The following is a 19818-nucleotide window of genomic DNA, read 5'->3' on the forward strand; positions in this document are numbered from 1 at the left end:
GACTGCTGATTATTTGCCTCAAAAGACTGGCCACGCGTCGCGCGCAGCCAGGCTTAGTCTTACTGAAACGCCACTTCGGCAAAGCTGCGCAGCTTGCGGCTATGCAGCTTGTGCAAGCCATTCGTGCGCAAAATCTCCATCGCCTTCACGCCAATCTGCAGGTGCTGGTCCACCTGCGCGCGATAGAACGAATCGGCCATGCCGGGCAGCTTCAATTCGCCATGCAACGGCTTGTCGGAGACGCACAGCAGCGTCCCATACGGCACGCGGAACCGGAAGCCGTTCGCCGCAATCGTCGCGCTTTCCATATCGAGCGCAACCGCGCGGCTTTGCGACAACCGCTGCACCGGCTCGCGGTGATCGCGCAGTTCCCAGTTGCGGTTGTCCACGCTCGCCACCGTACCCGTGCGCATCACGCGCTTGAGCTCCGGGCCGTCGAGCTGCGTGACCTGGGCCACCGCGCGCTCCAGCGCGAGCTGCACTTCCGCCAGCGCCGGAATCGGCACCCACAGCGGCAGGTCCGCATCGAGCACGTGATCCTCGCGCACGTAGCCATGCGCGAGCACGTAGTCGCCCAGGCGCTGCGTGTTGCGCAAGCCGGCGCAGTGCCCGAGCATGACCCACGCATGCGGCCGCAGCACGGCAATGTGATCGGTAATGGTCTTCGCGTTCGAGGGCCCCACGCCGATGTTGACCATCGTGATCCCGCTGCCGTCGGCGCGCTTCAGGTGGTACGCAGGCATCTGCGGCAGGCGCGCCGCCAGCGTGCCTTCGTCGTCCTGCTCGCCCAGATTCGCGTTGTAGGTCACCACGTCACCCGGCTCGACGAACGAGGTGTACTCGCTGCGGTAGTTGCGCAGGTCGGCGTCGTCGGTGTGGGCCATCATCGCGCGGCCGAGCTTCACGAACTCGTCGATATAGAACTGGTAGTTCGTATAGAGCACGTAGTTCTGGAAGTGCGTGGGCGACGTGGCCGTGTAGTGCTTCAGGCGGTGCAGCGAGAAGTCCACGCGCGGCGCCGTGAAGAGCGCGAGCGGCTGCGGCTCGCCCGGCGCCGGTTCGTAGGTGCCGTTGACGATGCGGTCGTCGAGCTGCGCGAGGTCGGGCGTGTCGAACACGTCGCGCATGGCGACGAGCCGCTCGCGGTCCAGATCGCCTTCCAGGTGGATGCCTTCGGCAAAGGCGAAATGCACCGGAATGGGCTGATCCGAAACCCCTACTTCGATCGAAACGTGATGGTTCTTTGCCAGGAGCCGCAACTGCTCGCGGTAATAGTCGCCGAACAGGTCCGGCCGCGTGATGGTCGTCTCGAACACGCCCGGTCCCGCCACGAAGCCGTAGGAGCGCCGCGAGTCGATGTGCGTGTTGACTTCCGTACAGATGCGCACGAACGGATAGCACGCGCGCACGCGGCGGTCGAATGCCTCGCCGCGCCGGTAGCGCGCGAAGGCGTCGCGCAGGAACGAGGTATTCGACTCGTAGATGGTGGAGAGGCGGGCGACAGCGTCGGCGGCGTCCGTGAAGGACTCGGTCGGGAAATCGTGCGCGGGCGTCATGAGCGGCCGCAGGTGGGTTTCGTTGTTCATCGTCTTGCGCTCCGGTCGGTCGAACCACCTTACCACGGAACCCCGCCACGCTGAGCACACCCCTTCGGCACGCCCGGAGATTGCCCGCCGGTCGTTGCCGCCGGGCGCGGAACGGCATGGGGCGCAACGGCCGGATTTGCTAGAATTGAGCCATCGAACCGGACAATCAACGGAATCAACATGAAGTTGCTCCTTCCCGTCGCCGCCGCGACGATGCTCGCGCTCAACGGGGTTGCCATGGGAGTCGCCATGGCCGCGCCCGACGACGCGAAGAACGCCGTCGAAGCCCAATCGGCAGAGTCGGCGCCGGCGTCGCAGCCGGAACTGTCGGCCAACGAAAAGGCGGGCCTGCCGAATCTCGAGGAAATCAACCGCCCGGCGGCCAAGGTCACCTCGAAGGTCGACATCAACGTACCGCGCAAGCCCAGCTTCCACGAAGTGAGCCCGAACGGCACCGAAATCACCGAGTACCGCGACAAGGGCAAGCCCGTCGAAATCAACGTGCGCTCGAACTTCGGCACGCACTACACGATGACCGCGCCCGCCGACACGTCGCCGCAAGTGCACTCGAGCGGCGAAGCCAGCACGCGCCTGCCGTCGATCAACCTGCATTACTGATACGCTGCCCGCCCGCGCGCCCCACGCACCTGGCGCGCGGCGCGGACTGCAGCACCCCGGCAAATTCGCTCCCGCAGGCACCGCGCGCGGGTCAATCCCCGCAGCGGGGCATTGCGCGCTGCACCTGCTCACGAAACCAACCTGACTCCCGCATGGCCGTCTTCACCGCTGTCACCGATACCCAGCTTGGCGCATGGATGCGCGACTACGATCTCGGCGAAGTCGTCGATTTCCGCGGCATTCAGTCCGGCATTGAGAACAGCAACTTCTTCCTGACGACGACGCGCGGCGAATACGTCCTGACGATCTTCGAAAAGCTGACGGCCGAACAACTGCCGTTCTACCTCGACCTGATGCGCCACCTGGCCTCGCACCGCGTCCCGGTGCCCGACCCGATGCCGCGCGCCGACGGCTCCCTCTTCGGCCTGCTGCACGGCAAGCCCGCGGCCATCGTAACGAAGCTCGACGGCACGCCCGAGCTCGCGCCGGGCGTGGAGCATTGCGCCGAAGTGGGCCAGATGCTCGCGCGCCTGCATCTGGCGGGCCGCGATTTCAAGGGCGACCAGCCGAACCTGCGCAGCCTCCCGTGGTGGGAAGAGACGGTGCCGACGGTGCTGCCGTTCCTCGCCGGCGCGCAGCGCGAACTGCTGAGCGCCGAACTCGCGCATCAGCGCGCATTTTTCGCGTCCGCCGACTACGCGGCGTTGCCGGGCGGCGCGTGCCACTGCGATCTGTTCCGCGACAACGTGCTGTTCGCGCACACGAATGCGGCCCCGGGGCACGAGGTGCGCCTGGGCGGCTTTTTCGATTTCTATTTCGCCGGCTGCGACAAGTGGCTGTTCGACCTGGCGGTCGCGGTGAACGACTGGTGCGTGGACCTGCCCACGGGCGCGCTCGATCTGCCGCGCGCGGAAGCGCTGTTGCGCGCCTATCAGACGGTGCGGCCCCTCACACCGGCGGAAATCCGCCACTGGGACGACATGCTGCGCGCCGGCGCCTACCGTTTCTGGCTCTCGCGCCTGTACGATTTCCACTTGCCGCGCTCGGCCGAGCTGCTCAAGCCGCACGATCCCGGCCACTTCGAGCGGATACTCCGCCAGCGCCTCGCCGGCAGCGCGAACGCAGCCCTCCACGCAGGATCCCGCGCATGCAACTGATCGAAGTGCCCGCAAAGGCGGGCTACGTCTGGTTCCGCCAGGGCATCTGGCTGTTCCGCCGCAATCCGCTGGCGTTCCTCACGCTGTTCTTCGCGTATCTGCTTGCGATGACCCTGATCTCCGCCATTCCCGTGGTGGGCGGCGTGCTGCCGCTGCTGTTCGTGCCGGGCGTGGCAGTGGGGTTCATGGCGGCGTGCCGCGACACCGTCGCGGGCAAGCCGGTCTTTCCCACGATCCTGATCGACGGTTTCCGCGCTTACGGCTCCGTGGTGACGAAGCGCCTCTTCGCGCTCGGCGTGATCTACGTAGTGGCGATGACGCTCGTGCTTGCCGCCTCCGCGCTGGCGGACGGCGGTACGCTGCTGCAGCTGATGACGCTGGGCGGCACGCTGGACACGGACACGCTCGAAAACAGCAATGTCCCGCTCGCGGTGCTGGCGTCGCTAGTGCTGTACGTGCCGGTGTCGATGCTGTTCTGGTTCGCGCCCGTGCTGACGGCCTGGCACGACGTGCCGCCCGTCAAGGCGATGTTTTTCAGCGTGGTGAGCTGCTGGCGCAACAAGGGGGCCTTCGTGGTCTACGGCGCGTTGTGGATGGCCGTGTCGGTCGCCGTTTCGGTGGGACTCTCGGTGCTGCTGCACGCGCTCGACGCCGGCGGCTATGGGCTCGCCGTGCTGATGCCCGCGCTCATCGTCCTGCTGACGATGCTCTACTGCTCGTTCTACGCAACCTACCGCGGCTGCTTCGGCGTTCAGGACCCGCAGACCCTCGACGCCGCCGGCCGCTAGGCCGTTCCGCCAATGGCTTAGTACTGGCTCATCCAGTCCGGATGACGCGCGGCCTTTTCGCGATCGAGCTTGCGCAGGCGGAATTCCAGATCGTAGATATCGTTCGCTTCGGAGAGATACGCCTCTTCGCGCTCTTTTTGATGCTCGTCGGCGGACTTCGTGAGGAACAGGAACAGACGACTAAGGAGATACATGATTTGCCCCTACTTCGGATGACATTCGCTTTGAATGGACAAACGAATTATAGGGTAAACCCTAACCTCTTGCCAGCCATCTCGACCGAGTGTTTATTCGAGATGGAGGCGGCGGCATTGCGCCCTTAGCGCCCCCTTGCCGCCCCCTTATCGCGCGCCTCCGGCCATCTTTCGGCCAAACGCGTCGTTGGCCGCCGCGCGGCGATGCCCTTCGAAGAAATTCCAGATCATCGCGCTTGCGTCCGGCCCCTTGGCCGAGTGGAACGGCACAGTGTCGTCGCCACCGCTCCAGGCGTGGTCGAGATTCGCGACGCGGCACAAGCGCACCACGCTCTCGCCGCGTCGCGTGTAGTCCTGCACGACGTGGTCGTCGCGTGCCGACTCCCGGGCCGCGACATCGGGTCGCACGCCGTGCGCGTCCGCCAGGCCATTCAGCCGCAGGAACTGCACCGCCAGTTGTTCGGCGTTGATCGGCGCGACCACCGCATCCTGATCGCCTTGCACGACAATCGCGGGCATGCCCGGGTGCGTCTCGCCATCCAGTTGCCGCTCGAGCAGATCGACCGGATCCTGATGGAGCCCGCGCCGCATGACGTCCAGCGCCTGGACGCCCGAACGCGCCTCGCCGAATGCAGGCCCCGAGTGCAGGGCGACCGCCGCGAAACGATCCGGCGCGCGCACGGCCAGCAGCGCGGCGAGCCCGGCGCCGGCCGAAAGCCCGGCTAGATAGATACGCGTGGCGTCGAAGCCGTATTCGTCCACGAGCGTGTCGACCAGCGAGACGACCGCCGCCGCTTCGCCGCCGCCGGCCTCCTCGCGCGCGTCGTACCAGTGCCAGCACTGATGCGGGTGCGCATGTGCGGACTGCTCGGGGTAGACCACGGCAAAACCGTGCCGGTCGGCGAGCAGGTTCATGCGCGTGCCTTCGGCGAACGTGTCCATCGACTGCTGACAGCCGTGCAGCATCACGACGAGCGGCAGGCCGGACGGATCGTCATGGCCCGCCGGCAGATAGAGCCCGTAGGAAAGCGTGCGTGCGGCGCGCTGCGGCGTGGCCGGCGCGATATGTTCGGCGCGATGCCACTCGCCCGCCGCCCAGGCGGCCGCGCGCGGCCCCACGCGCGATTCGCGCGGCGGCGTCATGGGGCGCGCCGCGCGAGGCGTGGCCGTGGTGGTCGTGGTGGGCGCGGCAACCGCCTCGGCCGCAGCGGTCTGGGCGGCACGCCACAGCGCCTGCGGCTGCGGCGCGTGCTGGCGCGCTTCGCGCAGCGCCGCGCGGGCAGCCCGATTCTGGATGGCGAGCAGACGTCGCATGCCACCCGCCCACAGCTTCGTCAGATCCTTCGTCATCATCAGCCTCGTGAAAGGGGGGTCGGATACGTCAAGGGCTGACGCCGATGACATGTCGTTGTGCGATGCACAATAACACTAAATGGTGGATGCTGCAGAGGAATACAAGTCGCCCCCGGGCGCTGATCGTGCAGTGCAAATATATGTCGAACGGATGAGGTCCCTGCCGAGGTTTTTCGAGACGGCTATACTTGAGAGACTTATGCGATGTGCGTGTCCGCCAGTTGGGCGCTTCGCGCGTTAGCTACATTAACTGGCAGAACTTTCCTGTTGCCGCACTGTTGCGGCGCCGACTCATGCCCGATTTACCCCTTCACCTTTGGTACTCGATCACGAACCTCGGCGGTGCCGGACTGGCGCTGCCGCTCGCGTTCGCGATCGCGCTCTGGCTGCTGGCCGGCTACTCGTGGCGCATGGCCGCGAGCTGGCTGCTGCTGCTCGGCGCGTCGATCGGCGTGGTCACCGTCACCAAGATCGCATTCCTCGGCTGGGGCGTGGGGGTGCGCGAACTCGACTTCACGGGCGTAAGCGGCCATGCCATGCTCTCCACGGCCGTCTATCCGGTGGCATTCTTTCTGATGCTGCAGGGCGTACGGCCGGGCCTGCGCGCCGCGGGCGTCGCCGTTGGGCTGGTCACGGGCGTCGCGGTCGGCCTCTCGCGCGTCGTGCTGGAAGCGCATTCGCCGTCCGAAGCCGTGGCGGGCTTCGTCATCGGCGCGCTGACAGCGCTCATTTTCGTGCGCTACTGGTGGAACGCCCAGTCGGGCCGCCTGTCGGGGGCGGCCGTCACGCTGAGTCTCGCGGCGCTGACTTTCGCATTGCACGACGTGCACGTGCCTACGCACCGCTGGGTCACGCATCTCGCGCTGACCGTCTCGGGCCACGAGCAGCCCTATGTACGCGCCCGCTGGAAGGCCAACCGGCCGAAAGCGCCCGAGTCGCCTATCTCCCAGACCCGCAACACGCTCGGCGCCCCGACCCAACGCCACGCCTGACGGTGGCCGGCGCTGTCGCCCGCCCTGTAGCCGTCAACCGCTCACGCCCAGCACCACGCTCGACGCCTTGAAAACGGCCGTCGCCGCCGCACCGGGGGCAAGCCCGAGTGCCTCGATGCTTGAGTCCGTCACGACCGCCGCAATCACCGTGGCTCCCGGCAATTCCAGCGTCACTTCGGCATTCACGGCTCCGCGCCGCACCTGACTCACCGTGCCACCCAGGCGGTTGCGCGCCGATAGTCGCGCGGCATCCCCGGCTTCTCCCGCCACCAACACTACCGACGACGCCTTCACAAGCGCAACGGCTGCAGCGCCTTCGACGAGCCCCAGCGCTTCCGTACTTTCACGCGTCACCACGGCCACCACCGTCTGACCGCCCGGCAATGCCAACGACACCTCGTCGTTCACCTCGCCCCGCAGGATCGCCGCAACGGTGCCGTAAAGGTAATTGCGCGCGCTCGTCCGCAGGCCGAAGCGCCCGAGGAGCGCGAGATCGCTATCGACGCTGCCCGCGGCATCCGCCCCGCCAAGCGCCGCCGCAGCGGCTGCCGCCCGCTCCAGAAAGCGCCGATGCTCGCGCTCGAGAACGCGCCACGTGTCGATGAGACGCAGCGCGCGCGGCGTGAGCGTCGTGCCGCCGCCGCCCTTGCCGCCCGTCGCGCGAATCACGAGCGGCTCGCCGGCGAGATTGTTCATGGCGTCGATGGCGTCCCATGCGGCCTTGTAGCTCATGCCGACCGCCTTGGCGGCGCCGGTGATCGAGCCGGTCTCGCGAATCGCGGCGAGGAGCCCGATGCGGGCCGCACCGCCCAGCATCTGGGGTCCGGACTGAAACCAGAGCGAACCGCCGACACCGAGTTCGAGCGCGGGCTCTGACGCCGCGGTCGATGGCAGATCATGGGAGGGAGAATTCATCGTCGTGGCGAGAGGGGCGAAGCGCGCGTTCGGGTATCCCGATTATAGAGACGGGGCATCTGTGCGCCGCGCACTTCAATCACGCGGAACCTTGGGCCGGCTCAGCTCGCGCAGCAGGCGCTCGCCGTCCTTCGCCGTATAGCGCTTGACGGCTTCGCACCAGCCGCGCGCAAAGCCAAGCTGATACGGCTCGACCTCCATCCCTTCGATGAAGCGCAGCCCGACGGCCGCATCGTTGCCGTCGCCGAGCACAGTCTGCAGCCGCGCGAGCGCGCGTGCCGTCTCCGTTCGCGTACGCCGCGAAAGGAGCGGCGTAAAGAACTCCAGCGTGTAGCGCAGATACTTCGCATTGATGCGCGCGCGATGCCGGCTGGCTTCGTCGAGCGCGGTGAGATTCTTCGTTTCGGCGAGGAGCGTGTAGTAGCGCCGCACCCGTTTTCGCGCGTGCTCGTGCAGCGAGCGTGCGAACTCGCCGTCCGCCGCCGCACGGTCAGCCAACGCGGCCAGCCAGCGCAGCCACGCCAGAGCGAGGTGTGCATAGCGCGGCGAGCGCAAGGCATCGCGCACGCGTGCGCGCGCGGCAAGCCGCTCCGAATCCGCAGCCGCACGCACGGCCTCCCAGCGCGCGGGGTCGACGTCGGCTGCGGCCAGCGCGGGCAGCGTCGATTCCACGAAGACATCGCGGTCGCGCGCATCGCCGAGCAGGTCGCCCAGCCACGCCAGGTCGGGCTTGAGGCGCGCGGTCCAGGTCTCGTCCTGCCAACGCTTGAAGATCCGCATCGCCGTGCGCAGCCGCCGCTGCGACACACGCATCTGGTGAATGAATTCGGTCTTCGGCGAATCGCGCACGCCTGCGTCGTTGCCGAACCACTGCGCGCTGATGTTGCGCCCGATCGCGACAAGCGCCGCTTCGTCCGTGTCCGCGCCCGCCAGATCGACCGGCGCGGCGCGCTGGGCCTCGGCGTCGCCGGCCAGACTGCCGGACGCGGCGCGCTCCAGGGCATCCGTCATGCGCACGAACGCGGGCGCATCCGTGCTCGCCGCGTCGACCAGCGTATCGCCGCAGGCGAACAGCGCCTGCACGATGGGCGCGGCTTCGGCGCCCTCGGGCCAGGGCGCGCGCAGACGCAGTTCATGCAGGCAAGGCGGATCGCTGGCCGCGTCATCCGGCGCCGTTCGTTCGCGCAAGCCCGACTCCAGGATCAGTTCGGCCTCGACGCCATCGCACTTCCAAGGCCACCGATAGCGCGCGCACTCCAGCGCGGCGACGGCAACCGGCTCGCCAGCGGCGGCAAGCGCCTCGCGAAACGGCTCCGGCGCCGCGTCGAAGAGCGCATTGGCCATGCCGTCCGCATCGAGCGGCGCAGCGAAGATCGGCGTGAGCGCCGTGACGCCCGGCGTGACGGTGCGGCGGCGCGAGACCGTCACTTCGCGCGCGCCGTCGCGCGTTTCGACGGCGATCCGCCAGCCGTCCCGAGCCAGCAGCGCTTCGCGGTCGAATACGACGGTGGTGATGCGCTCGCCCTGTGCCGTGGGCGCGGCAAGCTGTGGCAGCGTGGCAGTGAACAACGCCTGTGCCGCGTCTGACCGCCCGTTTTCGTCAGTCGCGGGGCACGGCATGGGAACGACGATATCCAGCACGATTTCGAGGACACGAACCATGAACGCTCCAGAGATCGATCGGAGGGCGAAACAAGGTGGCGGAAGGAATCGAAACGGCGACGGCAGGCCCTATGTCCCCAATAGTACAACGGCCTGTTCGCTGTGGCGCGGATGCCGAAGCGCGGCAGTCGGGCACATCCTCTCCCATGCCCGCGTGACTTGACTATTATCAAGACAGCAAATATGCGACAGTGAAAAAATACTTACACATTGATTCCATCAATTCCAATATCTATAAGGAGTATTGAGTGTTCCCGGAATTCAGAGACTTGATTTCGCGCCTGAAGACGGAGGACGAGCATTTCGCACGGATCTTCCATCGCCACAACGAACTGGATCAGCGGATCAAAAATAGGGAAGCGGGTCTCGTGCCGGCCAACGGCATGGAGATCGAGCAACTGAAGAAAGAAAAGCTGCAGCTCAAGGACTCGCTGTACCAGATCCTTCGCAAAGCCTCGAACGCCTGACCACGCTGGGCGCGGGCTCGCCAGCCATGTCTCGCGCCGGCAGGCGCGCGCGTCGATTGTGTCTGCGCGAATACGCGAGCCCGCGCCACGGCCGCATCCGGCGCTCGTCCGAGCCCGGCAGCCTCGCAGCCCCTGCCATCTCTTCATCCGCAAGCGTCGCCTGCGTGCGACGCTTGTGCCCTATACGACGCAGAATCGATACGTATGCCGAACTCGAGCCACGATACGCCGTCTTCCACTCACTCCCTCACACCCGAACACACGCCTCATGGCGCCGGCCGCAGCACCCGGGTGCCGGCCGTCACGCCCCGCAGCGCTGAACTGCGCACCGTCGACGATCGCGTCGAAGCCGCCGCCCAAATCATCGCGGGCACCGTGCAGGATCTCGTCTTGGCAAGCACCGCAACCAGCGAATCGCCGTCGTCGCTGCTCGATTCGATTGCGGCAATCATGAAAGGCTTGTCGCCCGACGAAGTCGCGCAACTGCGCAGCATGATCCTGGACGGCAACCCCGCCGACTGGGGAACCGCACGCACGCGGCACCCTGACGACGAACTCGCGCCCGGCTGGCGCGACGGCGACTATCCGTACCGCCACCTGATGTCGCGCCGTGCCTACGAGCGGCAGAAATACCGTCTGCAGGTCGAGTTGCTGAAGCTCCAGGCGTGGGTGCGCGAGACCGGCCAGCGCGTGGTGATTCTGTTCGAGGGACGCGACGCGGCCGGCAAAGGCGGCACGATCAAGCGTTTCATGGAGCACATGAACCCGCGCGGCGCCCGGGTGGTTGCGCTGGAAAAACCCACCGAGGTCGAGCGCGGCCAATGGTACTTTCAGCGCTACGTGCAGCATCTGCCATCGGCAGGCGAGATCGTGCTGTTCGACCGCTCGTGGTACAACCGCGCGGGCGTCGAGCGCGTAATGGGCTTCTGCACGCCAGGCGAATATGGCGAGTTCATGCAGCAGGTGCCCGAGTTCGAACGCCAGTTGATCCGCAGCGGCATCCACCTGATCAAGTTCTGGTTCTCGGTGAGCCGCGCCGAGCAACGCCGCCGCTTCAAGGAACGCAAGGTGCACCCGCTCAAGCAATGGAAGCTGAGCCCCGTCGATCTGGCGTCGCTCGACAAGTGGGACGACTACACGCTCGCGAAAGAAACGATGTTCTCGCAAACCGATACGGCCGACGCGCCCTGGACCGTGATCCGCTCGGACTGCAAAAAGCGCGCGCGCCTGAACGCGATGCGCTACGTGCTGCACAAGCTTCCTTATGCGAGCCGCGATCCCGAAACCATCGGCTCTGTCGATCCGCTGCTCGTGAGCCGCGCGCTTTAGGCTGCTGCTCCAAGTCCTACTCTACGTTCCAGCACCGCCGCGCGCCCTCCCCGGCGCGCGGCGGCCTTCCCTCTCTCTTTCCTGCCTCGTTACGTCGCGTACTGCGCGATGCCGTTGCCGAACGACCAGTTCTCGCGCGCCACGTCAATGAGCGTGACGAATACATCCTCGGGCCGCACGCCCGGACTTTCCGCGAGATTGCGCGCGATCTGGGCGTACAACGCCTTCTTCTGATCCTGCCCGCGCGTGTTGTTCACGGTGATCTGAATCATCACGAGGTTGTCGCTACGCTCGATGCCCAGATAGTGACGGCCGAAGAAAAAGTTCTCGGCGTCGTGCTCGTTGATGACCATGAAAAGGTCGTCTTCGGGCACCTTGAACACCTCCATCAGCGCACCATGCACGCCCTTCACGAGGGCTTCACGGTATTCGGCGGGCTTGCCGGCGCGAACGGCGATTCGGGTAAATGGCATGTCGTTCTCCTTCGGTGAATGGACATGCACAAGCATAGGCAAGCGCTATCATAATAAACAGACATAGCTGGATATTTCATTCATTTAATTTGGAAATGAAATGACCCCGACACTCGACCTGGACGCCGTCCGCGCCTTCGTACTGGTGGCCGAGCTGCGCAGCTTCACGCGCGCCGCCGACGCGCTCGACACCACGCAATCCGCCGTCAGCCTCAAACTCAAGCGGCTCGAGCGGCACCTCGAGCGACAGTTGCTGGAACGCACGCCGCGCGTCGTGCGGCTTTCCGCCGACGGCCTCGCCTTCCTGCATGCCGCACGCGATCTGCTCGGCGCGCATGAGCGCGCGCTTGGCGCGTTTGGCGGCGACGAGCGGCGCCTCGCGCTCGGGCTGAGCGAGCATGTTGCCGATGCGCAGCTTGCCCGCCAGCTCGCGGGTCTGCGCGCGCACGACCCGGCGCTCGTGATCGAGCTGCATCTGGGGCAGTCGGCGGCGCTGCTCGCGCAGTACGACGAGCGCCGGCTCGACGCCGTGATCGCCCGTCAGGACGAAGACGAACTGCCGCGCGGCGGCGCGCAGCCGCTCTTCGCCGAGCCGCTGGTCTGGCTGGCCGCCCCAGGGTTTCAGTGGCAGCCGGGCACGCGGTTGCCGCTCGCGCTGCTCACCGCTCCGTGCGCGGTGCGTACGACGGCCATCCGCGCGCTCGACGCCGCGGACATAGGTTGGGAAGAAGTGTTCGTGGGCGGCGGAGTCGCCGCCGTCGGCGCGGCGCTGGAGGCAGGTCTCGCCGTTTCGCCGCTGGCGCGGCGGGTGGCGCCGCGCACGCTTGTCGACGTGGGATCGCGGTTCGACTTGCCTGCACTGCCCGTCTCACGTGTGCAGTTGCACTCCCGCGTGCGCGAGCCGCGCTCGGCGGCCACGCTGCAATTGCTCGCCGCCAGCCTGGGATCGGGTTGAGCGAGCGCGGTGCGGCGTGTGCCGGCGCGCGTCCGGATAGCTCGGAGATCAGCCGAGGATGGGCGGAAGCTCGCGCGACTGCGTGGCGAACGGATGCGCCGGCGGCACGGCAGGCGCCTGCACCATCAGCTTGCGATGGGCAGCGGGACGCGCTGCCGCGGGCTTCGCCGGCATGCGCGCCGCTTTCTTGCCCGCTTTCTCGTGAGCCGCGCCGGCATGCGATTCGGCACGCCGCGCCTCTGTGTGGGCCTTCGAGGAAGACGCCGGTGCGTGAGCGCCGACGGTATGCGCTTTCGCCTTAGCGTGCGTCGCACCCTTCGCGCCATGCACGGCATGCCCGGATCGGTGCACGGCGCCGGCGCGCCGCCCCGCAGCCTTCGGCGCATGCCGCTGCCCATCGCGCTTGCCCGCATGCGCCACGCTCCCGCGCGCCTGCGCTGAAGTCGAAGTCACCGCTCCTTGCCCTGCGGCCGCAGCCGCCGTCGCCATCCACATTGCCGCGAACACCACCACTGCTTTGCACACATCGCCTCCGAATGCCCATCTTGTCTCAGCGTTATCGGGCGGCGATTATACCCAACCAGAACTTGCAATAATCCATATATGGACTAAGATTTAGTAAAAGTTCATTTCAGGACTCAATCATGTCTCATGCGATTGCCGCATCGTCAGCCGCTCCGGCCCGGCGACCGGGCGCCGAGCCCACGCTTACCCAGATGTCGGCTGCCGGCCTGCGCGCCTTTTTCAACATCGCGCACGACTGGGACCTCACCGTCGACGAACAGATCGTCCTGCTCGGCACCCCCGGCCGCTCGACCTTCTTCAAATGGAAGCAGGCGCCCGAAAGCGCGCGCCTTGGCCGCGACACGCTGGAACGCCTCTCCCTGCTGCTCGGCATCTACAAGGCCTTGCAGATTCTCCTGCCCCAGCCCGCCGCCGCGGACGCCTGGATCAAACGCCCCAACAGCGCACCGCCTTTCGGCGGCCGGCGCGCGCTCGACCGCATGCTGGCCGGCAATGTCAGCGATCTCGTGGCGGTACGGCAGTATCTGGACGCGATGCGGGGCGGCTGGGCGTGACGCAAACGAACTGGCAGGACCGCTGGCGCAGCACGCCGCTCACCTGGTCGCCCGCGTACCGGGTCATTCCCACCCGCTTTCCCGCCGTGAACCTGTTCGACCGCGTGGCATCGGCGGAAGACTTCGAGGCGCTTTACGCGCTCGAAGCGCTGACCAACGACCGCCTGCGCACCGAAACGGGCGAACTCGATCTGGTGCCGCGCGAGGAGCGCCGCTTCGGGCCGGGCTACGGCCCGATCATGGCCGCCTTCACGCATCTGAATCCGCAGGGCAGCCGCTTTTCGGACGGCACGTATGGCGTGTTCTACTGCGCCCGCGCGAAAGAGACCGCCATTGCCGAAACGCGCTATCACTCCGCGCTGTTCCTCGCGGCAACCGACGAACCGCCGCTGCGCCAGCAAATGCGGCTCTACACCGTCACGGCCGCGGGCGAGGTGGTGGACCTGCGCGACGATCCCACCGCCGACCCCGCCGTGCTCGCGCCCGACAACTACGCGGCAGGCCAGGCGCTAGGGCGCGCGGTGCGGACCGCAGGAGCGCCCGGCATCGTCTATCCCTCGGTGCGTCATGCGGGCGGCGAATGCCTCGCCGCGTTGCGCACGTCGCTCGTGCGGGCATGCCATCACGCGGCCTACCTCGAATACAACTGGAACGGGCATGTCATCGACATGGTGTTCGAGTTGAACCGCATCGGTTGAAGGGCCGGCAAGGGCGAGCAAGAGCGCCCTATGCTCGCTCAGGGCAGCACGATCTGCGCGGCGCCCTGCTCGCGCGCCTCAAGCGTCGAAATGGACCATTGCCGCGAGGTCAGCGCCTCGACCATCGTGAGCCGGCCTTCGGCAATGAACGCGCCCGTGTCGATGAAGATCTGGGCGCCGATCTGAGTCACGTCGCGCATCGGCGTATGTCCGCAGTAGGTGGTCGAAAGCGCGCGCTGCTGCGGCTTCGCCTCGCCGAGCGCAAGCTCGCGTCCCCACAGCAAACGCTCGCGCACTGCGTCGTCGAAACGGCCCGCGTCGAGTTCGGCGTCGTCGCCGAAGAATTCCGCATGCACCACGTTGAAGCGTGATTCGCCCGCGCCGATCACGCGCGCAAGCGGCAACTGGCGCAAACGCGCCGCGTGCCGCGCGAGCGCTTCGTCGGACAGCGACTCGGCCCATGCGCCGCCAATCCCGTACCAGCGAAAGCGCGGCAGGCGCCCTTCGGCGACGGCGCACATCGCATCCTCGTGATTGCCGAGCACCGCGTAGAACCAGGGCTTGTCCAGCAGGCCGAGCGCTTCCTCGCACTGATCGCCGCGATCGACGAGGTCGCCGACCGAGAAGAGCCGGTCGCGTGTCGCGTCGAAGGCCGCGTCGCGCAGCACGAAGCGCAGGGCGTCCACGCAGCCGTGCAGGTCGCCGATCACGAAATCTCGGCCGGCGCGGTTGCTCGCGTGATGCTGGACGACGGTGACGGGAGCAGGTGTCATTCTCTCATCATAGCGCCACGCCGAATTCGCGTGCGAGGCGCACCGTGCACCGTCACTGCGGCTGGGCGCGCAGCGTGCCGACCTGATCCGGCGTGATGGTCGCCTGCGGATTGCCGAACTGCTTCGTCACGTAGTTCGAGATCGCCGCGACCTGGTCGTTCGTGAGCTCGCCGCCGAAGGCCGGCATCAGCACATCCGCGCCCTTCGTTTTGCGCGTCACGCCGTGCAGGATCACCATGGCCAGGTTGTTCGCGCTCGCCGCGCCCGCCACGCTGTTGTGGATCAACGCCGGATACGCGCCCGGCGCGCTCGCGCCGATGCCCTCGCCCGTCCAGTTGTGGCAGGTCGCGCAGTTCGCGATGAAGAGCTGCGCGCCGTTCACGCTCGTCACGGCGGTGCCGCGCAGCGTCGTCACGTCGTCGATGGCGGGCTGGCCCCACGAATCGCGCGCGCGCGTCACGCCGCCCGCAATGGGCTGCTGCGCGTGCAGATACGCCACGATCGAGCGCAGGTCCTCGTTCGTGAGGTATTGCGTGGAATTCTGCACGACCTCGGCCATCGGGCCCGCCGCATTCGCGTGGCCGCCCGCGGCGCCGGTGGCGAGATAGGCCATCAGCGCGTCGTCGCTCCAGTTGCCGATGCCGCCCGTGCGGTCCGGCGTGATGTTGTACGCTTGCCAGCCCGCCTGGATCGCACCGGCGAAGCGGTCGGTCTTTTTCAGGCCCTGCATGAAGTTGCGCGGCGTGTGGCATTCCTCACAATGCGCAAGCCCTTCGACGAGATACGCGCCGCGGTTGTATTCGGCGCTCTTCTGCGGGTCCGGCACGAAACGCCCTTCGTCGAAATTGAAGAGGTTCCAGAAGATCATCAGCCAGCGCAGGTTGAACGGGAAGCGCAGATCGTTGGCAGGCGGCGTGTAGTGCACCGGCGCGACGGTGTTCAGATACGCGCGGATCGCCAGCACGTCCTGTTCGGTGACGCGCGTGAACTCCACATAGGGGAACGCCGGATAGAGATGCTCACCGTCCTTGCCGACGCCCTCGTGCATCGCGCGCAGGAAGTCGGCGTCGCTCCACTTGCCGATGCCGGTATCGGGATCGGGCGTGATATTCGGCGTGTAGATCTTGCCGAACGGCGTCGAGATAGCGAGTCCGCCCGCGAACGGGCGGCTCTTGTCGACGGTATGGCAGGCCATGCAGTCGCCCATGCGCGTGAGGTATTCGCCGCGTTTCACGAGCTCGGGCTGGTCCGCCGCGGCGGCGCCGGGCGCGGCGTCCGATGCTTCGCCGCGCGCGACGGAAACCGGCAGCTCGTCCACGGGACGCGCGACGCCGTCGTGCGAGGCATGCCATGCGATATAGAGCGCGAACGCGCTGAAGAGCACCGCGGCGAAGGCGGCGCGCGTGCGCCGCGTCCGTCGTGCATACGCCAGGGGCGCGAGCACAGCGGTCTGTACGGTGGGGGACTTTCGTTCGTTCATCGTCTGTCTCCGGCCGGTGCGCATCAGAGCTCGTGCCGCAGCTTGTCGGCCAGCTTCAGCGACAAGGCGGCGATCGTCAGCGTGCAGTTCACCGAGGCCGCGGTCGGCATCACCGCGCTGCTCGCGATAAACAGGTTCGAATGATCGTGGGTGCGGCAGTCCGCGTCGACGACCGAGTCAGCCGGATTCGCCCCCATGATCGTCGTGCCCATGATGTGGTTGTTCGGCGCGAAGGTGTCGTCGAACGAGACCTCGGTGCCGCCGAAGAGCTGCGCGATCTGCGCGTAGAGGTCGTGCGTGTTGGCCGCGCTCTTCTTCACGTAGTCGTTGATCGAGTAGTAGATCTCGGGCTGCGGAATGCCGAGCGAGTCCTTGTGCTCGCCCGAAGGCAGCACGCGGTTCTGCGGCTCCGGCAGGTGTTCGTGGAAGCTGTTGATATTGAGCGTGCGCGCGGCGCGGTCGCGAATCTGCCGGTCCAGCTCGGCGCCCGTCAGGCCTTGCTGGATGAGCGCGGCCGTCACGGCCATCGTGCCGACGCCGTTCGACAGATGCAGCTTCTTCGCGGCGTAATCGGAGCGGAATGAACCGTCGCGGAAGTTCACCACCGAGGTCATTTCCATCGGCCCGCGTCCCGGCCACAGCGGCTCGTTGGCGAGGAAGGTGACGCCCGTGCCCGGATGGTCCATCAAATTGCGGCCCACCTGGTCCGAGCTGTTGCCGATACCGTGGGCAAACGCGTCGCTCGTGGAAATCAGCATCAGCTTGGGCGTTTCGATGCCATTGGCGGCAAGCACGAAAAGCTTGCCCGTCACGCGCGTGCTGTTGCCGTTCGGGTCCTTGTAGTGCACCGCCGTGATGAGCCCCTTGTTGTCGGCTTCGATGCGGTAGACCACCGCCTCGGGAACGAGCTTCGCGCCGGCGCGCTCGGCTTTCTCCGCGTGAACCACGCCGCCGTACATGGCGGCGATCGGGCAGATCGGCATGCAATTGTTGTTGCCGCAACAGGTTGGGCGCGCGTCGTAGGGACGGCTGTTGCGCGCGACAGGCTCGGGCACGACATGAAAGCCGTTGGCGTTGAGCACGTCCGAGAAGCGCTGGTCCATGTACGAGAGCGGCAGCATGCTCATGGGGTACGGGTGCGAACGCGGCGAGCCCAGATCGTAAGGGGCGCCCGGCCCCGAAACGCCCAGCTCGATCTCGGCGAGCTGATACCACGGTTCGAGCGTTTCGTACGGATACGGCCAGTCGCGGCCCACGCCGTATTGCGTATTGAGCTTGAAGTCCGACGGCAGGAGACGCCACGCGGCGGCGGCCCAGTGCCATGTCGTGCCGCCTACGAGGCGCAGGTATTGTGAGTTGTACGGATAGTCGCCCTTCTGGATCATGTAGTCGTTGGGCGGCGAGTACTCGGGATGCGGCGCCCAGACCGACGACGGATAGGGCGTCGCGAAGTCGGCTTTCGCGGGCGAGTTGCGGAAGTTCTCCACGATCTGCCAGCGCGCGAGACGCGGCCCCGCCTCGAGCAGGATCACGGAGGCGCCCGCCTGGGCCAACTGGTGCGCGACCAGACTGCCCGCTACGCCTGAACCGACCACGACCACGTCGGCAGAGTTTTCTATCGCCATTGTCGTCCTCTTTCTTCTGGCTCTCGTTGTGGGGACCGCGCGCGGCATTGCGTTGCCGGCGTGCCGCGAATACATCCGCGAAAACACGCCAGCCGCCGTGCGAGAGGCTGCTCGCGCGTGGTCTTGGCCCGGCGGTCAACCGCCGTCGGGCTTTTGCGTCCAATAGAACGGCACGTCGCGACAATACGACGGAATCGTCAGCACATCTTTCACCGGATCGAACATCAGCGCCTTCTCGTACGCCACCACCTGAATGTGCGGCGAGTCGCCGACGAGGCCCAGATACCACGCGCGCATGATGTTGCCCACCGTGGTCGCGAGTTCGGGCTGGTCGCTCTTGAGCGCCGCGGTCACGCTGTCCGAAGGCACGCCGCCGTGCCCCTGCAACCAGGTGTTGAGCGCGCCCACGTTCTGCTCGAACTGGCTGCTCGCGCGCGCAAGCGCCGCGTAGACGCGCTGGCCGAGCGGCTGGTCGAAACCGGTGCGTCCGGTGAGGTGTTGCGAGAGCGCGATGAAGGCGTCGTAGCCGCTATCGCCGCCGCTGCCGGGCGTCGCGGCGAAAACCCGCGCGAAACCCAACGGCCCGCCGGGACGGCCGGCCATCGTGAAGGCCAGCGCCGCCGCTGCGGCACAGGCGCCGGTCATGAAGTGCCGGCGGCCGGGCCGATGGCCCGAAGGGGAAGGCGTCCCGTCCTGCGTCACATCTGTCATGCTTTCTCCAGATGAGTTTCGTGGCGAGCCGGCAGCAAGACGCATGCCGGGTCCGGGGCGATACAGGGGCGATATGAAAAAGTTATCAATCATGCCACGCGCACGGATTGCCTTTCCCGATCGCTTTCCGCATCGCTTTCCGCATGAAAGGCAGCGATAACGCGCCGCGCAAGCAATATAGCCTCTCCTGACCCGATTCGACAAACCGCTTGCCGCAATTGAGTCTGCAAACGCGCGGTAGAATCCCCGCAACCCGCATGCGACCGAAGCTCGTCAACCCGCTCACGCCATGAACTACATTCCGCAGGTGTTGCGCAACCGGCCTCACATGATGCTCGGCGTCGCCGCCGGGCTTGTCGTCGGCCTGCTATCTCCCGCCGCGCTCAAGCCTACTGCGCGCGCGCTGCTCGGCTGGGACGCCGCCATCTGGGTGTACCTCGTCCTCATCTGGATTCACATGGCGCTCGCCACCGAAGGGAGCGTGCGCCGCAATGCGCAGCGTGAGGACCAGAGCGCCGGCACGGTGCTCTTCGTGATCTGCACGGCGACCGTGGCCAGCATCCTCGCGATCGTGCTGGAGCTCGGCACGACGAAGGACCTCGGCATCGCCTCGAAGGTGCTGCATTCGGCCATCACCGGCCTCACGCTGATCGGCGCGTGGTTCCTGATCCCGACCATCTTCACGCTGCACTATGCGCGCGTGTTCTACGGTTCCGATCCGGCCGCGCCCGCGCTCGTCTTTCCCGACCGCGACCTCGCGCCGAATTACTGGGACTTCCTGTACTTTTCGTTCACCATCGCCGTCGCCTCCCAGACCGCCGACGTCGGCATGCGCGGGCGCAGCGCGCGGCGCAGCGTGCTCGCGCAATCGATCCTGTCGTTCTACTTCAACGTCGCCGTCCTCGGCCTGTGCGTGAATATCGCGGCCAGCATGGTGGGCGGCTGACCCCGCGCGCGCTTCCC

Annotated in this window: 21 protein-coding genes; 10 read left to right on the top strand and 11 right to left on the bottom strand. The window is 66.8% G+C overall.

Annotation, left to right across the window (positions count from 1 at the left end):
* Nucleotides 1–59: 59 nt before the first annotated feature.
* Nucleotides 60–1556 (bottom strand): AMP nucleosidase, encoded by a 1497-nt coding sequence (locus tag BAC01S_RS19490; RefSeq protein ID WP_027796268.1) that lies wholly within the window; start codon nt 1554–1556, stop codon nt 60–62.
* A 210-nt stretch (nt 1557–1766) separates the two neighbouring features.
* Here BAC01S_RS19490 and BAC01S_RS19495 point away from each other — a divergent pair, with 210 nt between their 5' ends.
* The 3 genes from BAC01S_RS19495 to BAC01S_RS19505 all read left to right on the top strand — a co-directional run bounded on the left by BAC01S_RS19495 (nt 1767) and on the right by BAC01S_RS19505 (nt 4149).
* Nucleotides 1767–2204 carry a hypothetical protein gene (locus tag BAC01S_RS19495; protein WP_027796269.1) on the top strand — a complete coding sequence of 146 codons (438 nt, stop codon included), beginning with the start codon at nt 1767–1769 and terminating at the stop codon, nt 2202–2204.
* Between the two features lie 152 nt (nt 2205–2356).
* Complete coding sequence (locus tag BAC01S_RS19500; protein ID WP_027796270.1) at nt 2357–3361, top strand: homoserine kinase; 1005 nt, start codon at nt 2357–2359, stop codon at nt 3359–3361.
* Nucleotides 3352–4149, top strand: a complete 798-nt coding sequence (locus BAC01S_RS19505; RefSeq protein ID WP_027796271.1) for a BPSS1780 family membrane protein — start codon at nt 3352–3354, stop codon at nt 4147–4149. Before BAC01S_RS19500 ends, BAC01S_RS19505 begins: the two co-directional genes overlap by 10 nt.
* Before the next feature lie 17 nt (nt 4150–4166).
* Here the strand turns inward: BAC01S_RS19505 and BAC01S_RS33990 are convergent, their stop codons facing one another.
* Both BAC01S_RS33990 and BAC01S_RS19515 read right to left on the bottom strand, forming a co-directional pair.
* The gene (locus tag BAC01S_RS33990; RefSeq protein ID WP_084168671.1) at nt 4167–4343 is read right to left on the bottom strand and encodes a DUF3563 family protein; all 177 of its coding nucleotides are present in this window, start codon (nt 4341–4343) and stop codon (nt 4167–4169) included.
* 147 nt (nt 4344–4490) lie between these two features.
* Entirely contained in the window at nt 4491–5693 is a 1203-nt protein-coding gene (locus tag BAC01S_RS19515; protein WP_027796272.1) for an extracellular catalytic domain type 1 short-chain-length polyhydroxyalkanoate depolymerase, read from the bottom strand.
* 296 nt (nt 5694–5989) lie between these two features.
* On the opposite strand from BAC01S_RS19515, the gene BAC01S_RS19520 reads away from it, so the two are divergent.
* On the top strand, nt 5990–6688 hold the full coding sequence (locus BAC01S_RS19520) for a phosphatase PAP2 family protein (protein ID WP_027796273.1): 699 nt from the start codon (nt 5990–5992) through the stop codon (nt 6686–6688).
* Between the two features lie 33 nt (nt 6689–6721).
* Here the strand turns inward: BAC01S_RS19520 and BAC01S_RS19525 are convergent, their stop codons facing one another.
* Complete coding sequence (locus BAC01S_RS19525; protein WP_027796274.1) at nt 6722–7603, bottom strand: TOBE domain-containing protein; 882 nt, start codon at nt 7601–7603, stop codon at nt 6722–6724.
* A 75-nt stretch (nt 7604–7678) separates the two neighbouring features.
* A complete protein-coding gene (locus BAC01S_RS19530) occupies nt 7679–9265 on the bottom strand; it encodes a CHAD domain-containing protein (protein ID WP_027796275.1) in 1587 nt (528 codons plus the stop codon).
* A 248-nt stretch (nt 9266–9513) separates the two neighbouring features.
* Here BAC01S_RS19530 and BAC01S_RS19535 point away from each other — a divergent pair, with 248 nt between their 5' ends.
* Both BAC01S_RS19535 and ppk2 read left to right on the top strand, forming a co-directional pair.
* The gene (locus tag BAC01S_RS19535; protein WP_027796276.1) at nt 9514–9732 is read left to right on the top strand and encodes a YdcH family protein; all 219 of its coding nucleotides are present in this window, start codon (nt 9514–9516) and stop codon (nt 9730–9732) included.
* Nucleotides 9733–9936: 204 nt separating this feature from the next.
* The gene (gene ppk2 / locus BAC01S_RS19540; RefSeq protein ID WP_084168673.1) at nt 9937–11061 is read left to right on the top strand and encodes a polyphosphate kinase 2; all 1125 of its coding nucleotides are present in this window, start codon (nt 9937–9939) and stop codon (nt 11059–11061) included.
* A gap of 89 nt (nt 11062–11150) precedes the next feature.
* On the opposite strand, the gene BAC01S_RS19545 is transcribed toward ppk2, so the two are convergent.
* On the bottom strand, nt 11151–11534 hold the full coding sequence (locus BAC01S_RS19545) for a tautomerase family protein (protein ID WP_027796278.1): 384 nt from the start codon (nt 11532–11534) through the stop codon (nt 11151–11153).
* A gap of 100 nt (nt 11535–11634) precedes the next feature.
* On the opposite strand from BAC01S_RS19545, the gene BAC01S_RS19550 reads away from it, so the two are divergent.
* Entirely contained in the window at nt 11635–12489 is an 855-nt protein-coding gene (locus BAC01S_RS19550) for a LysR family transcriptional regulator (RefSeq protein WP_027796279.1), read from the top strand.
* A gap of 48 nt (nt 12490–12537) precedes the next feature.
* Here the strand turns inward: BAC01S_RS19550 and BAC01S_RS19555 are convergent, their stop codons facing one another.
* Nucleotides 12538–12942 (bottom strand): hypothetical protein, encoded by a 405-nt coding sequence (locus tag BAC01S_RS19555; protein ID WP_156954468.1) that lies wholly within the window; start codon nt 12940–12942, stop codon nt 12538–12540.
* 191 nt (nt 12943–13133) lie between these two features.
* On the opposite strand from BAC01S_RS19555, the gene BAC01S_RS19560 reads away from it, so the two are divergent.
* The gene (locus BAC01S_RS19560; protein WP_027796281.1) at nt 13134–13568 is read left to right on the top strand and encodes an MbcA/ParS/Xre antitoxin family protein; all 435 of its coding nucleotides are present in this window, start codon (nt 13134–13136) and stop codon (nt 13566–13568) included.
* Nucleotides 13565–14266, top strand: coding sequence for an RES family NAD+ phosphorylase (locus tag BAC01S_RS19565; protein WP_027796282.1), 702 nt, complete (start codon nt 13565–13567; stop codon nt 14264–14266). The genes BAC01S_RS19560 and BAC01S_RS19565 overlap by 4 nt, the downstream gene beginning before the upstream one ends.
* Before the next feature lie 38 nt (nt 14267–14304).
* On the opposite strand, the gene BAC01S_RS19570 is transcribed toward BAC01S_RS19565, so the two are convergent.
* The 4 genes from BAC01S_RS19570 to BAC01S_RS19585 all read right to left on the bottom strand — a co-directional run bounded on the left by BAC01S_RS19570 (nt 14305) and on the right by BAC01S_RS19585 (nt 18855).
* Nucleotides 14305–15039 (bottom strand): metallophosphoesterase, encoded by a 735-nt coding sequence (locus BAC01S_RS19570; RefSeq protein ID WP_027796283.1) that lies wholly within the window; start codon nt 15037–15039, stop codon nt 14305–14307.
* Nucleotides 15040–15091: 52 nt separating this feature from the next.
* Complete coding sequence (locus BAC01S_RS19575; protein ID WP_043202864.1) at nt 15092–16519, bottom strand: cytochrome c; 1428 nt, start codon at nt 16517–16519, stop codon at nt 15092–15094.
* Between the two features lie 23 nt (nt 16520–16542).
* Complete coding sequence (locus tag BAC01S_RS19580; protein WP_027796285.1) at nt 16543–18144, bottom strand: GMC family oxidoreductase; 1602 nt, start codon at nt 18142–18144, stop codon at nt 16543–16545.
* A 135-nt stretch (nt 18145–18279) separates the two neighbouring features.
* The gene (locus BAC01S_RS19585) at nt 18280–18855 is read right to left on the bottom strand and encodes a sugar dehydrogenase complex small subunit (protein ID WP_027796286.1); all 576 of its coding nucleotides are present in this window, start codon (nt 18853–18855) and stop codon (nt 18280–18282) included.
* Between the two features lie 289 nt (nt 18856–19144).
* Between BAC01S_RS19585 and BAC01S_RS19590 the strand changes: the two genes are divergently transcribed.
* Nucleotides 19145–19801 carry a DUF1345 domain-containing protein gene (locus BAC01S_RS19590; protein WP_027796287.1) on the top strand — a complete coding sequence of 219 codons (657 nt, stop codon included), beginning with the start codon at nt 19145–19147 and terminating at the stop codon, nt 19799–19801.
* Nucleotides 19802–19818: the final 17 nt, after the last annotated feature.

This window comes from Paraburkholderia acidipaludis NBRC 101816, from assembly GCF_000684975.1.
GTDB classification, from domain to species: Bacteria; Pseudomonadota; Gammaproteobacteria; order Burkholderiales; family Burkholderiaceae; genus Paraburkholderia; species Paraburkholderia acidipaludis.